The 14,315-nt window shown below is 42.7% G+C and carries 10 protein-coding genes; 9 read left to right on the top strand and 1 reads right to left on the bottom strand.

The annotated features are described in order from the left end of the window. Positions 1-71 precede the first annotated feature (71 nt). The 3 genes from BIV16_RS10740 to BIV16_RS10730 all read left to right on the top strand — a co-directional run bounded on the left by BIV16_RS10740 (position 72) and on the right by BIV16_RS10730 (position 3,611). Positions 72-1,040, top strand: a complete 969-nt coding sequence (locus BIV16_RS10740) for a hypothetical protein (RefSeq protein ID WP_075680786.1) — start codon at positions 72-74, stop codon at positions 1,038-1,040. Next, the gene (locus BIV16_RS10735) at positions 983-1,945 is read left to right on the top strand and encodes a helix-turn-helix domain-containing protein (RefSeq protein ID WP_075680785.1); all 963 of its coding nucleotides are present in this window, start codon (positions 983-985) and stop codon (positions 1,943-1,945) included. The genes BIV16_RS10740 and BIV16_RS10735 overlap by 58 nt, the downstream gene beginning before the upstream one ends. 493 nt (positions 1,946-2,438) lie before the next feature. Then, positions 2,439-3,611, top strand: a complete 1,173-nt coding sequence (locus tag BIV16_RS10730) for an InlB B-repeat-containing protein (protein WP_075680784.1) — start codon at positions 2,439-2,441, stop codon at positions 3,609-3,611. Positions 3,612-3,811: 200 nt separating this feature from the next. Here the strand turns inward: BIV16_RS10730 and BIV16_RS10725 are convergent, their stop codons facing one another. Further along, positions 3,812-4,609 (bottom strand): LacI family DNA-binding transcriptional regulator, encoded by a 798-nt coding sequence (locus BIV16_RS10725; protein WP_075680783.1) that lies wholly within the window; start codon positions 4,607-4,609, stop codon positions 3,812-3,814. A 169-nt stretch (positions 4,610-4,778) separates the two neighbouring features. Between BIV16_RS10725 and BIV16_RS10720 the strand changes: the two genes are divergently transcribed. The 6 genes from BIV16_RS10720 (at position 4,779) to BIV16_RS10695 (ending at position 14,258) form a co-directional block, all read left to right on the top strand. Next, the gene (locus BIV16_RS10720; protein WP_075680782.1) at positions 4,779-6,524 is read left to right on the top strand and encodes a glycoside hydrolase family 13 protein; all 1,746 of its coding nucleotides are present in this window, start codon (positions 4,779-4,781) and stop codon (positions 6,522-6,524) included. Between the two features lie 2 nt (positions 6,525-6,526). Beyond that, positions 6,527-8,002 (top strand): sugar ABC transporter substrate-binding protein, encoded by a 1,476-nt coding sequence (locus BIV16_RS10715; protein ID WP_075680781.1) that lies wholly within the window; start codon positions 6,527-6,529, stop codon positions 8,000-8,002. A 131-nt stretch (positions 8,003-8,133) separates the two neighbouring features. Continuing rightward, positions 8,134-9,450 carry a carbohydrate ABC transporter permease gene (locus BIV16_RS10710; RefSeq protein ID WP_143524754.1) on the top strand — a complete coding sequence of 439 codons (1,317 nt, stop codon included), beginning with the start codon at positions 8,134-8,136 and terminating at the stop codon, positions 9,448-9,450. After that, the gene (locus BIV16_RS10705; protein ID WP_173664555.1) at positions 9,447-10,286 is read left to right on the top strand and encodes a sugar ABC transporter permease; all 840 of its coding nucleotides are present in this window, start codon (positions 9,447-9,449) and stop codon (positions 10,284-10,286) included. Before BIV16_RS10710 ends, BIV16_RS10705 begins: the two co-directional genes overlap by 4 nt. Before the next feature lie 29 nt (positions 10,287-10,315). Then, the gene (locus BIV16_RS10700) at positions 10,316-12,463 is read left to right on the top strand and encodes an alpha-amylase family glycosyl hydrolase (RefSeq protein WP_075680780.1); all 2,148 of its coding nucleotides are present in this window, start codon (positions 10,316-10,318) and stop codon (positions 12,461-12,463) included. A 223-nt stretch (positions 12,464-12,686) separates the two neighbouring features. Further along, on the top strand, positions 12,687-14,258 hold the full coding sequence (locus BIV16_RS10695; protein WP_075680779.1) for a glycoside hydrolase family 43 protein: 1,572 nt from the start codon (positions 12,687-12,689) through the stop codon (positions 14,256-14,258). The last annotated feature ends 57 nt before the right edge of the window (positions 14,259-14,315 follow it).

Raw genomic sequence — 14,315 nt, 5'->3', positions numbered from 1 at the left:
ATTTGCCAATAACTAATTTGTGAGCAACCTTTTGACATTCGAATCTTTATAGAGAGAAATGAGGGGGAGTTATGGAACAGAATACAGTTGGAACGGTACTTCATTATTACCGGAAAAAGTATAAACTGTCGGCAATGCAAATCTGCGGGGGGATTTGTTCGCCGTCTAATTTTTATCTGCTAGAGGACGGTGTCCGGGAGATGGACAGTCTGACCTGCCAGATGTTGTTGTCGCGAATTGGAAAAGAAGTGAACCAGTTTGAGATGATGCTCAATGCAAAAGATTATAAGCAGTGGCAGTTAAGACAAAAAATAGAGCAGTGCGTTGCACATAAATTGTCAGAATTGGACAAACAATCAGAATTAGAACAATTATTAAAACAATACAGAAATATTATGCCAAAAGAACAAAAGGTACATCAGCAATTCTGCCGTGTTTACGAGATTTTATTGTTGGAAAAAAGGGGTGCCTCCCTACCGCTGTTATTGGAGAAAACGATGGAGGCATTGCTTTGCACCAGAGGGGATGCGCCAGGGGCGTTGTATAGCAAACAGGAACTGGTGTTAATTTGCTGCCGTTTCCGTTATCTTGCGGTGGAAGATTTCTCTTTTGCCAAAAAGAAGTTACGCCACATATTGCAATATGTGAAATTGTTTGCAAAAGGGAGACAGAGGGAAACATATGAGGTGCCAGTTTATGAGGCGCTGATTCAGATTACAATGCAAAGGATGCTGTGGGAGGAGACCATTGTTTATCTGGAGAAAACCATCGAAATTTATCAAGAGACGGCATACCTTTTCCCGTTGGCAATGCTGTATGAAAAAAAGGCTGACTGCCTTAAGAAACAATATGAAGGCAGCAGACAGTGGAATGAAAAAAGAAAAGAAGCGCAACAGTGTATGGCGATGGCACAGGCAATTTATCTGGTTTGCACAAAAGAAGAAAGTCCCTTACACCGTTATGTGGGAAGGGAGGAAGAGCCATGTCGTGTTATTGTTCCGGTGATATCATTCGACTATCCAGAATTGCCTGCAATATGACACAGGAGGAGCTTTGCGAAAATATCTGCGAACCGCGGACGCTTTCTAGGATTGAAAATGGAAAACATAAGGTAAAACGTGAAGTTTACGAACAGCTCATGCAAAGGATGAACCGCTATCCACATAAAATGTATGCAGTGTTTTCCGGCAGACAGTTAGAACTTTTTGAGGAGCGGGAAAAGTTAGAGGCAAGCCTTCGAAAACATGATTTTTCACGCGCAAAAGTGCATTTAAGACGTTTTGAAAGCAAAATTGGAAAAAGTATTGTGAGCAGGCAATATCTTGGAAAGCAGCAGGCCGTGGTTGAGTATTGCGGTGGCAGAATAAAAGTGACTGAATTTGTTGAAAAATTAGAAAAAAACATACAATTAACGATTCCAGATTATAGGGTTTACATAAAAAAGACGTATCCATTCACAGAACAGGAATTGGATACGCTTTTAAGCCTTGCAATTGCTTATAAAGAAAGGGGCGAAGTATCACGCGGCATACAGATTCTGGAAATGATGCTCCGCTCCCTGGAAAAAGAATATTTAGACGCACGAAGTGCAATGGAATGGCGGATTTTAATCAATTGTAACCGTGCCAAAATGCTTGGAATGCTTGGAAAGCATCAAGAAGCACTGACGCTTTGTGCCAATAATTTAGAAGAGGCAAAGAAGTGTCAGTATGAAGTGTTTTTCCCTACCATTCTACTTGAAGCATCCTGGAACCTTCTGGAACTGATTAAATCTGGAAAAAGAGATGAATCGGAATTGGAAGATTGCAAGGCGTATTTAAAACTTGCCTTCTATCTTGCACAGGCAGGAAAGAAGGAAAAAGAGAAAAAAATTATCCAGGCATTTTACCTGGAACAATTCCACGCTGAAATTGATCCAGAGATGGAGATTCACTTTGCGCACTAGAAACTGCACTTTGTGAAGTTATCGTAAAAAGACATCCCGAACTGTTGCAAAGGTATAGACCGAAAAGAAGCAGCAGGAAAAAGGCTGTCTTTTTTCTTTTACGGAAAAAATGGTATCTGGCTGCGTTTGGAAATAAATTTTTCATTTGTAAGTTCCTCCTTGGTATTTATTGAGTTTAGTATAAAGAAGAAGCACAGGAAGATACATGTCAAAAGTGAAGAAAAAAGTGATATTTTTTATGCTTGACAGGAACTGTATGAAGTGTTACATTAAAATTAAGTTAATCGTTTAAGCAAACCTGAACCTAGGAAAGCAGTTTTGCAATCATAAGGGACTGATACATGCTCGTACCTGATGGAATCCAGAAGAAAGCACAAGGTGTTTAAGAAGTTTCCAGACAGGAACGGCTTTTTCTTACCTTTGCGGTTAACCGTTTAAGCACGTGCAGAGAAATTGGGGAATGAGAATTTGATGAGAAAGGAAATGGAGAAGGATGAAAAGAAAAGGATTAAAGTGGATTGCAGCCATAACATTAGTTGCTTCAATGAGTATTTCAATGTTAACAGGATGTCAGTCGAAGGAGGAAGAGACGGATGTAACGTCAACCGAGCAGGCCGTGACTGAGACACAGGATCAGGCAGCTTCTACCCATGTTGTCACTTTTTATGATGCAGACGGAAAGACCGTCTTAGAGACAAAAGAGGTTGAAGATGGAACTTGTGTAGACGAATATGTGCCAGAAAAAGAAGGTTATACGTTTGCAGGCTGGTTTGCAACACCACAGATGAGTCATAAATTTGACTTTACAACAGCAATTACAGCAGATACGGAGGTCTTTGCAGGGTTTGTTTCCTATCAGGAAGACACCAGAAGTTTTGCAATTGTAGGAAGTGGAACAAGTCCGGTGTTATTAGAGTCAAACTGGGGAGCTGTGATTGGGGATGCACAGACAATGACCAAAGAGGATAACCTGGATGCCAATGTATACACGATTACATTAGACTTAGAAGCTGGCGATGAGTTCCAGTTTGCCATCAATTCTTCCTGGAATGATCAAAGAGGATGCGGTTATCTGACCGCTTTTTCCAAAGATGGAACAGATTATTTCCAGAATTCCGGCAGTCTTGGGGATGCAAGCACAAAAAGAGCAAATATCAAGTGCCTTGTTGCCGGCAATTATACCTTCACGTTAACAACCTATCCAGGTGAAGATATTTATGAAGAGGATGCAGCCGATTACAGCGAGGACAATAAGGAAGCATTCAACATCAACATGTATGATACCATCGACTGGACTTATAACGGAGAAAGTGAGTCAGCAGGAGAAGAAAAACAGGTAGATTACTACATCAAGGGTGCCAAAATCACAAATTGGGAAGACGTATACACAGACGAGACGAAATTTGTAGAGGAAGATGGAAGTTATACCCTGACCGTTGACCTAGAAGAAGGGGATGAATTCATGTTCACTTCCATGGTAACAGTAGGAGATACAAGTAGTGTCGGAACAGAGTACATCCGTTACACCAATATTGCAAAAGATGACACAGAAAGCTTGTCCTATGTAACCGGAAAAGAGGGTGGCAACCTCGTTGCAAATCAGGCAGGTACTTACACCTTTACCTACGATCCGTCCACACAGGTCTTAACGGTGGCTTGTAAGTAACTTATTGCAATATTTAGAAAAATGCCGGTCACGTTATTCTGAAACAAATTTCAGCAGGCATACCTAGATTTTTCTTATGTTCACTCATCGGAACAAAATAGACTTGACATTGTGTAATTTTCCAGTAAGAAAACTGTAAGCTGCCTCTTGGCACCCGAGTCTCAAAAAAGCCGCCGGTGCAATTCCCCGGCGGCGGTTTCCTAGATTAAGATGTCGTGTTGCTGGATTGGAGTACGCTGCAATGCATATTCCAGACAGGTAAGCAATGCATCCGCTTTTTCCGTTGTGATGGCAGGAACATAAAGTGTATGATGTGACGTCTCTAACAACTGGTACAACGTATGGTCGACGACAACGATATTTTCCTCTTCCAAATCTAAAACCTCTGAAAAGTCGTTCACATACCGAATATCAGAATGGAGCGTGGCAAGGTAATCTTTTTTCTCCTGGTTCTTCGTATCCAGCAATACAAGCGTGTAAGGCTTACCGGAAAAGAAAGTATCCGCTTTTTCCAAAATACATTTGTAGTTAGAATTAATCTGGAAAAACAGCGGGTCATGAATCATACAATCAAAGGCAACCAGTGGAATGAAGTTACTATCACCAATCTGATGAAAAAGTTCAGAAGAAATGTCATAACAGATAATAGCATCTGCATGGTCAAACTTTTCGGTATAGGATTCATTTAAACAAATAAGATCGTAATTTTTTTCATGAAAATAAGAAACAAGAAAATGCAAAAAGTAAGACTGTTCTGCATTTTTTAAAGGAGAATCCTCAGTGGAAAGATAAAGCGCAATCATCTGATTACGGTTTGTCGCCAGTGCTTTTGCAGACTGGTTTGGCGTGTAATCCAACAGATTGATGACCTGAAGCACTTTTTTTCTTGTTTTTTCGCTGATTCGTTTGTCCGTGCGATTGTTAATCACGTAGGATACAGTGGCAACGGAAACACCTGCTTCGCGGGCAACATCTTTGATGGTAATGGTCTGTTTCATTTGTGAGACTCCTTTCGGGCAACCCCGTGTTTTCAATAAGTGAAACGTTTAAGCTTCACTCATTTGTTATAAAGAAAAATGTTACATTTGTCAACTAAAAAAACAGAAAATAAAACAAAATAGTGGGAAAAAACTTTTTTACACGAATACAGAAAGGCTTATTATTAAAATGAATAAATACGCAATTTTACATATTCCGGATTCGAGGTATTGTTTTGCAACCGGTGCAAAAGAGCTGGTGCTTCGACTCCGGATGTCCAGGGAGGACGATGGGACAAAAGTGTCCCTAATCTACGCACAAAAATATGATTTTACTTTAGAACGTCATAGGCAGGTTATGGAGGTATGTTATAGAGACCAGCTATATAGTTACTACGAAATCAAATTAGAGTTGAAAGATGTCCGGTTTGCATACCTGTTTGAAATTGAAGAAGATGGCAAAATCTATTATTTCAGTGAGGATGGAGTCACCGAGACGTATCGCTTTGAGGAAGGATTTTACAATTTCTTTCAAATGCCTTACATCAACCAAAATGACGTGCTAAAGACGGTGGACTGGATGCGGGATGCCGTGTTTTATCAGATTTTTATCGATCGTTTTTTCCAGGGAAACAAGCAAAAAGATACGGGATATGTCAACATGGCATGGGGAGAAAAACCGACACCGAAAAGTTTTGCGGGAGGAGATCTCGAGGGTATTATAGAAAAACTGGATTATCTAGAAAATTTAGGCGTGACGGCACTTTATCTGACACCGATTTTTTCTTCTGTATCCAATCATAAATATGACATAAAGGATTACTGGAAAGTAGACCCGCAGTTTGGAACGAAAGAGGATGTCAAACGACTGGTAAAAAAAGCCCATGCAAAAGGAATGAAGGTCGTGCTTGACGCTGTATTTAACCATTGCAGCATGTATTTGGAACAATTCCAGGATGTTGTAAAAAAGGGGCGCGATTCCATTTACTACAATTGGTTTTTGATTGATGGGGACGTCGTGGATGTGGAAAAAGGCAATTACGAATGTTTTGCAGCGTGTCATTATATGCCGAAGTTTAATACCGCAAACGAAGAGGTGCAGGAATTTTTGATTCAGATTGCAGCCTATTGGATGAAGGAGGCGGCAATCGACGGATGGAGGCTGGATGTCTCGGATGAAGTGTCGCATGATTTCTGGAGAAGATTTCGAAAAGAAGTGAAAAAAATCAATCCAGACTGTGTGATTATTGGAGAGAACTGGCACGATGCCTATCCATATCTGCAAGGCGACCAGTATGACAGTATCATGAACTACTCCTTCACCAAGGCGTGTCTGGATTATTTTGCAAGGGAAACATTTGATGCGAAGGCAATGGCGGAAAAATTAAATGCAAACCTTATGCGCAATTTAGAACAGGTAAATGTGATGATGCTAAACCTTTTAGATTCCCACGATACGCACCGCTTCTTTTCGGAAGTCGGATGTGATAAGGAAAAGTTGCTTGCAGCGCTCGCACTGGAAATGACATTTCTTGGCGCACCTTGTATCTATTATGGCACGGAAATCTGTATGGAAGGCGGCTACGACCCGGATTCCAGACGATGTTTTGACTGGGAGGAAACGCGATGGGATAAAGCAGTTTTAGAAAAGATAAAAACATTAATTGCACTGAAAAAAGAAGAGATTCTTCAGTATGGAAATATTCAGATTTGGGAAGAAAATCAAATGCTTGTCGTGCAAAGAACATGGAAAACATCATCCATCACATTATGGATTAATGAGACAGACAGCACAAAAGAGATTTCGAGGGAGCAGTCGCATGGAACAAGAGTCATTTGTGCAGAAAACAGATTGGACGGGAAAGGTTGCAAAAAAGGGCATCTTTTCTTACAATCAAAAGGGTTTGTAGTTGTAAAAGAGGAAATGGGGGCTTAATCATGAAAAGAAAGACATTTGTAGTTGTAATGGCAACCTTGTTACTGGCACAGCAATTATGCGGTTGTGGTGAAACGGCAAAAGAAGAAACTGCCACGACAGGTACGGAGGCGTCGTCTGGTGCGGCACTTAGCAATATCTTTACCGGGGAACTAGAGCAGAATGTGACGATTCAGGTATTGGAAAATGATACCGCAATCGAAAAAGGTTATTTTGATGAACTGATTAAAGCGTTTAATGAGGCCTATAAGGACCAGGGAATCACAGCGGTGGATGCCAATATGGATCAGTACTTAGATCTGGCAAACGATGGCCCTTATGGTTATGGACCGGATGTTTTGTATCAGGCAAATGACGTTATCATGCAGTATGCACAGGGCAAACATATTTATCCATTGCCGGTTGAGTCAATGGAGTGCTATAAGCAGATACCGCAGACGGCATGGGATGCATACAAGATGGAAAAAGACGGCACGACTTACTACTGTGGCGTTCCGGTAAACGTGCAGGCACCGATGCTTTATTACCGCACCGATTTGCTGCCGGAGGACTGGGAGACGACCTGGGATGACGACGGAGACAAGGTGCCGGATATGATTGAAAACTGGAATGACATGTACGCTTTTTCCATAGAGCGTCATGCGGCAGATGCTTCCCAGTACGGATACATGAAATCACTCTATGATGTCTATTTTTCCAGTGGATTTTTATTTTCCTATGGCGGTTATGTCTTTGGAAATAACAACACAGATGCATCGGATATCGGCTTTGCAGCAGGGGAGGCAGAAAAAGGTGCATGGGTGTTAGAACAGCTCGCAAGTGCGATGAACGAGGAATGTATCGATGATACCATCACAACAAATGCATACAGCAAGTTAGCAGACGGAACCTATTTTGCGACCATCTCCACACCGGATGTTTATTCGACTTTTTTAGATGAGTTGTCAGCAGAGTATGAGAGCGAAGGCTTAAGCAGTGAGGAAGCAGCAGCGAAGGCAAAAGAAAATCTTGTGATGACAACGTTACCACAGCTTCCGGCAAGCGGCGACTTGACCGAGGAGAATCCGGAGCTTATCGACAGCAAGACGATGGGTGGCGTCAACGGCTACGCAGTCAGCGCTTACACGAAATATCCGAATGCCTGCCTTGCCTTTATTGAGTTTGCAACCAGTTATGACATGATGGTGGAGCGAAGCGAGATGCTTGGAATCGCACCGGCAAGGGAAGATGCAGCGAAAGAAGCAGGCGGAACGTCAGAGCTTTTATATCAGAACCTAGAGAATGGAAATATCACCTTAATGCCGTCGATTCAGGAAGTATCCCAGATATGGACACCGGGTCAGACTTTCTTTACCGACCTTGCAAAAGATGCATTCCGTGCAGAAAATGAGAAAAAATACCCGGATTTAGCATCGTTAAAGGCGGGATTAGAAGAGGTCGACCAGCAGATATATGATGCGGTCTATACGTTGAAGTAGCACAAACTTGAGATGCGCAAAAAAACAGCGCAAAAAATGGAGACAGTGTGAAACATAGATGTTTCACACGCAAGATTTGTGCGATGCACAAACTTGGGATGCGCAGAAAACAGCGCAAAAAAGGAGAAATTATGCGACGAGGAAAGAAGATTGGGGAGTGCTGCCGGGATAGCAGCTGGCAGGTGAAACTGTCGGCTGTGTTCATGGGGGCAGGTCAGATTTGTTATGGAAGCGTCATCAAGGGAATTTTATTTTTACTGGCAGAAATAAGCATTGTCTGGTACTTTGTGACAAGAGGATGGCGGGACATTCAGGGATTTTTTACCCTGGGAACACAAAAAGGAGATGCATGGCTTGGAACCGTGGGCGATAATTCGGTTGTCATGCTTCTGATGGGCATTTTTGCATGGATTGTGATTGGAGTCTTTCTGCTGTTGTACCGGTTGAATCTGAAAGATGTATACAGTATGCAAAAAAGAAAAGAGCAGGGAAAGCACCTTTTCACTTTCAAAGAAGAAGTCAAACAGCTTCTCGACAAAAAGTTTTACGTGCTGGTGCTGGCATTGCCGGTGCTTGGCGTGTGCGTGTTTAACATTCTTCCGATTGTGTTTATGATTTTGATTGCATTTACCAATTATGGTGGAAACATTGTGCCGCCGGAATTAGTGGACTGGGTTGGCTTTTCCAATTTTAAGAAACTGGTTACACTTTCGCAGTTTGCACCGACATTTTTCAAGATTTTAGGCTGGAATATCGTGTGGGCAATCGTGTCGACGGCACTCAATTATTTTGCGGGACTGGGTCTGGCGCTTTTGCTCGATAAGGAGTGCGTAAAAGGAAAAGCATTCTGGAGGGCTTTTCCGGTGTTAGCCTACGCGATACCGGGATTTATCACACTTTTGGCGTTCAAATTCATGTTTTCTTACGGTGGACCAATCAACCAGCTTATTACCGCAGGAGGCGGCAGTGCAATCGGATTTTTGGATTTGGATGCAAAATGGAGTGCAAGGCTGATTGGACTTTTGGTAAACTGCTGGATCAGCGTGCCGTCGATTATGCTGCTTGCAACCGGAAATCTTTCCAACCGGGACATTTCCTTATATGAAGCGGCTAAAATCGATGGTGCAAGCAGATGGAAACAATTCCAGAAGCTGACGATGCCGTTTATGTTATTTTCCACGATGCCGGTTTTACTGGGGCAGTTTATCGGAAACTTTAATAACTTCGGTATCTTCTATTTCTTAAGAGGCGGATTATATCTGGATGGCTATTTCCTTGCGAGCGATACGGATTTGCTGATTAACTGGCTGTATAACCTTTCCATCGACAATAACTATTATTGCATCGGAGCGGCTATCAGTTTGATTATTTTCTTGATTACATCCGTGATTTCGTTAACGGTTTACATAAAATCACCATCTTATCGGGAGGAGGACACATTTCAATGAGTAAAAAATGGAAATTTGGCAGAATTATGGATACCGGCGTGACGTATCTGATTTTGATTGCCGTGGCATTTGTGTTCTTTTTCCCATGCCTCTGGCTGATTTTAGCATCTTTTTCAAAATCGGGAACCATCTATTCCTTTGACGGATTTTTCCCGAAAGAATATAGTCTGGCAAGCTTTCAGAAGCTTTTTACCGATACAACGATTTACAATTACCCGAGATGGTTTTTGAACACACTTTTTGTGGCGACGGGAAGTTGTATTTTAGGAACGTTTCTTGTAATTTTGACGGCTTATACGATGTCAAGATTTACGTTCAAAGCCAGAAAACCAATGATGAAAACTACAATGGTACTTGGAATGTTCCCTTCTTTTATGGGAATGATTGCAGTCTATCTTTTGATGACGCAGTTTAATCTGATTAACCATCTGTGGGGATTGATTTTGATTTATGCGGCAGGCGCGCCGATGGGCTACCTGACGCAGAAGGGATTCTTTGACACAATCCCGAAAGCGATTGACGAGGCGGCAAGAATTGATGGCGCCACGAATTTTCAGGTGTTTACGAAAATCAACCTGCCACTTTCAAAACCAATCATTGTATACACAGCCCTGACGTCTTTTACATGGCCGTGGAGTGATTTCATTTTACCGAAACTTCTGTTAAAAGAAAAAGACCTCTACACCGTTGCAGTCGGACTGATGAGCTTAGATGAAACGGAGTTTGCAAGATTTGCAGCCGGAAGTGTTTTTATAGCAGTTCCAATCGTCGTTCTTTATTTCTTCCTCGTAAAAGATATGGTAAATGGTATGGCACAAGGAGCGGTAAAAGGATAGTTTTTTGGGAAAGGGAAAGGATATTTTCGATGAGGAACAAACATGGTGTATTTTTTACAAAAGCAGTATGTGGTTTTATATGTACATTGGGGATGACAGCAGGAATTGGAAGCACGGTTTTTGCACAGACAGATGCAGACACAGATAACTCAGCCAGCTTTTCAACGGATGTGATTTATCAGATTGTGACAGATCGCTTTGCAGATGGGGATAGCAGCAACAATCCATCCGGTGATATTTTTGATAAAAATGATATGAAAAAATATCACGGCGGCGACTGGGCTGGCATTACACAAAAGATTGAAGACGGATATTTTTCCAATATGGGAGTCACGGCATTGTGGATTTCTTCACCGGTGGAAAACATTATGACACTTGATCCGACAAACCAGTGCGCGTCGTATCACGGATATTGGGCAAAAGACTTTTTTGAGACAAACGAAGCGTTTGGAACCGAGCAGGATTTTACCAATCTTGTAGATACAGCACATGAAAATGGAATTAAGATTGTAATTGATTTTGCACCGAATCACACCTCAACAGCAGAATTTGCCGGATATACATTTCCGGAAGATGGTGCACTTTACCGGAATGGAAGTCTGATTGGAACATTTTCAAATGATTCTGCCGGAATTTTTAACCATGAGAGCTGGACGGATTACAGTACTTATGAGAATGGGGTTTATCATAGTATGTACGGTCTGGCTGATTTAAACCAGCAGAATGCCACGGTGGATTCCTATTTAAAGGAAGCAATTGATAAGTGGTTAGACTACGGCGTGGACGGAATCCGTGTCGATGCGGTCAAACATATGTCGATGGGATGGCAGACGAACTGGCTAAGCAGTATCTATGAGGATCATTCGGTATTTGTTTTTGGGGAATGGTACAATGGCGGAACCGGAAACGACAGCCAGATGACTACATTTGCAAATGAGAGCGGTATGAGTCTGCTTGATTTCCGTTATGCAAATGCAGTCAGAAATGCGCTTGGAACCGAGAGTGCAACGATGGAAGATTTGTATCAGGTAATGGTGGATACGGCTTCGGATTATGAGGAAGTCAATGACCAGGTTACCTTTATTGACAACCACGATATGAGCCGTTTTATGACACTTGCAGATGGCAATGGCAGAGACGTGGAGAATGCTTATGTACTTCTTCTGACCTCCAGAGGTGTTCCGACGATTTATTATGGTTCGGAGCAGTACGCACAGGGAACAACAGACCCATATAACCGTGGAGATATGACATCGTTTGATGAGAATTCGACTGCATACAAAGTAATCAGCGCGCTTTCACCACTTCGGAAAACAAATCCGGCAGCAGCCTACGGAACCACGCAGGAGCGCTGGATGAATGATGATGTATTAATTTATGAGCGCGAGTTTAACGGAAGTGTGATTTTGACAGCGGTTAACCGAAATCAGAATCAGAGTTATTCCATCAGCGGATTATACACAGATTTACCGGCAGGAAACTATTCGGATGTCATGAATGGACTGCTTGGTGGAAATGGAATTACAGTAAGTGGAAGCGGTGCCGTATCGAACTTTACGCTAGGTGCCGGTGCCTCCGCCGTATGGGAGTTCACAAAGACAGATGCAGCAGACGTTGCAATTGGAAATGTAGACCCTGGCATGGGAATTGCCGGAAATGAGATAACCATCACAGGTAGAGGATTTGGTGATAAAGCAGGAAGTGTGGCTTTTGGAGATACAACTGCAAGTGTAGTTGATTGGTCAGACAGCAGAATCACAGTGCAGATTCCGGGTGTTGCAGCAGGCGAATATGCGATTACCGTTACCAATGCAGCCGGAAGCAGTTCCGATTCCTACGCAGGATTTGATGTGCTGACAGGAGAGCAGGTATCCGTCCGCTTTATGGTGAACAACGCGTCCACAGACTACGGAACTAATGTATATCTAGTGGGAAGTGTACCGGAATTAGGAAACTGGAATCCTTCCAAAGCAATTGGTTCCTTTTTTAACTCTACGGCAAGTATCGCATCTTATCCAACCTGGTTTTATGATGTAAGTGTACCTGCAGGAACCACCATCGAATACAAATTTGTAAAAATAGATGGAAGTGGAAATGTGACATGGGAAAGTGGTTCCAACCATGTGGTGACAACACCAGCAGATGGAACAGCCACCGTTTGTGTGGACTGGCAGTAAGATGTTAGAAAATGAAATGTAAGTGATAAATGCCATATCAGATTACAGGGAAGAATTAAGAAAATAAAAGGTCGGCCGGGAAGTGGGACAAGCTTTCCGGCTGATTTTCGTATTTTTAGAAAAAGTGAGAATAGTTGTGGTAGAAAAGTAAGAATTGTTCTGGTATTCGCATACCCGGCGGTGTGATAACATAGGAAAAAATGGATATACAGGAGGTTTTTACATGCAATATCAGAATCCAATTCTTTCAGGGGTTCACCCGGACCCAAGTATCTGCCGGGTAGGGGAAGACTATTTTTTGGTAACAAGCACATTTGAATATTTTCCGGGAATACCGGTTTTTCACAGTACCAATCTTGTGGATTGGGAATTGATTGGCCATTGTATGACGAATCCGAAAACGCTGCCTCTTATGATTGGCAGCCCAAACGCAAGTGGAATCTACGCGCCGACCATCCGGTATCATGACGGAACATTTTATGTCATCTGTACGAATGTGGCAACCGCAGAGATGGAGGATTCCCGTTACGGCAACTTTATTGTGACAACAAAAGATCCGTATGGAACCTGGTCAGATCCGGTCTGGGTTGACTTCCCAGGCATTGATCCGTCCCTTTTCTGGGATGATGATGGCAGCGTCTATTGCTGTGGCAGTAATCAGGGCGCATATCTTTGCAAAATAAATCCGGACACAGGAGAGATACTTTCCAAAGGAAAGGTTGTGTGGGAAGGCACCGGAGGCTGCTGCCCGGAAGGCCCGCATCTTTATAAAAAAGATGGCTGGTATTATATGATGATTGCTGAGGGTGGAACGGAATATGGTCATATGGAAACGATTGCAAGAAGCCGGAATATCGAAGGTCCATACGTGGCATACGAGGGAAATCCGATTTTATCCAACCGAAGCCTGGGTGCGGCAATTATGGCAACCGGTCACGCAGATTTGGTGGATGATATCTACGGCAACTGGTGGGGCATTTGCCTTGGAATCCGCCCAATCTATTATCCGCCAAAGCACAACCTTGGCAGGGAGACCTTCCTTTTCCCGGTGGAATGGAACGAAGATGGCTGGCCGGTTTGTGGAAAAAATGGCGTAATCGAAGAACAAATGTCCGTGAATCGAAAAGAACTTCCAGACAAAAGAAGCGGAAAAGAGGATGCCATTTCCATGCCGGTTGCAGGAGAAGTGTATCAGTGGCAGGATGATTTTTCCAGGGAAAAGATAAGTGCGCGCTGGGTTAGTCTCTACGAACCGGATGAGAACTGGGGCGATTTTGTAAAGGTTGAGCCAGGAAAAGGACTTCTTTTAAAAGGAAGGGCGGCAACCATTTCCGATACGAAAAAAAGCACTTTCCTTGGCGTGCGCCAGGAACACCATTTTTGCAAAATCCAGACAGAAATACTTACGGATTTCAAAGAAGATGGAGAAGAGGCTGGACTTAGTATCTTTTTAAATCGGAATCATCATTACGAGATTGCAATTACAAATGTAAATGGAATGAAACAGTTATTGCTTCGCCGCCGGATTGGAAGTCTCTGGAAGGTGGAGTGGGCAATTCCATATCAGAAGGACAGCGTTTTGTTCCAGATAGAGGCAGATAAAGAATGGTACCGTTTTTCCTATGCAAAGCCAGGTACAGGATGGATACCGGCAGGACAAGGGGAAGTGGCGTATCTGACGACGGAGACCGGTGGTGCATTTACCGGAAATCTGTTTGCCTTGTATGCGACCGGTAATGGAAAAGAATGCAGTGGTACTTCACTTGTAAAATGGGTAAAATACGAAGGAAAATAGACAATTTGGATTCAAATGTGATATGATAATAAGAAGATGTGAAAGCCAAAAAGACAG

This window comes from Roseburia sp. 831b, assembly GCF_001940165.2.
In the GTDB taxonomy this organism is placed as follows: Bacteria; Bacillota; Clostridia; order Lachnospirales; family Lachnospiraceae; genus Roseburia.
This window is presented reverse-complemented; position numbering and strand designations above follow the sequence as displayed.

Bases quoted from the DNA above. Each gene is read 5' to 3' on its own strand.
- BIV16_RS10740 (WP_075680786.1), top strand. From the start codon at position 72: ATGGAACAGAATACAGTTGGAACGGTACTTCATTATTACCGGAAAAAG.
- BIV16_RS10735 (WP_075680785.1), top strand. From the start codon at position 983: ATGTCGTGTTATTGTTCCGGTGATATCATTCGACTATCCAGAATTGCC.
- BIV16_RS10730 (WP_075680784.1), top strand. From the start codon at position 2,439: ATGAAAAGAAAAGGATTAAAGTGGATTGCAGCCATAACATTAGTTGCT.
- BIV16_RS10725 (WP_075680783.1), bottom strand. From the start codon at position 4,609: ATGAAACAGACCATTACCATCAAAGATGTTGCCCGCGAAGCAGGTGTT.
- BIV16_RS10720 (WP_075680782.1), top strand. From the start codon at position 4,779: ATGAATAAATACGCAATTTTACATATTCCGGATTCGAGGTATTGTTTT.
- BIV16_RS10715 (WP_075680781.1), top strand. From the start codon at position 6,527: ATGAAAAGAAAGACATTTGTAGTTGTAATGGCAACCTTGTTACTGGCA.
- BIV16_RS10710 (WP_143524754.1), top strand. From the start codon at position 8,134: ATGCGACGAGGAAAGAAGATTGGGGAGTGCTGCCGGGATAGCAGCTGG.
- BIV16_RS10705 (WP_173664555.1), top strand. From the start codon at position 9,447: ATGAGTAAAAAATGGAAATTTGGCAGAATTATGGATACCGGCGTGACG.
- BIV16_RS10700 (WP_075680780.1), top strand. From the start codon at position 10,316: ATGAGGAACAAACATGGTGTATTTTTTACAAAAGCAGTATGTGGTTTT.
- BIV16_RS10695 (WP_075680779.1), top strand. From the start codon at position 12,687: ATGCAATATCAGAATCCAATTCTTTCAGGGGTTCACCCGGACCCAAGT.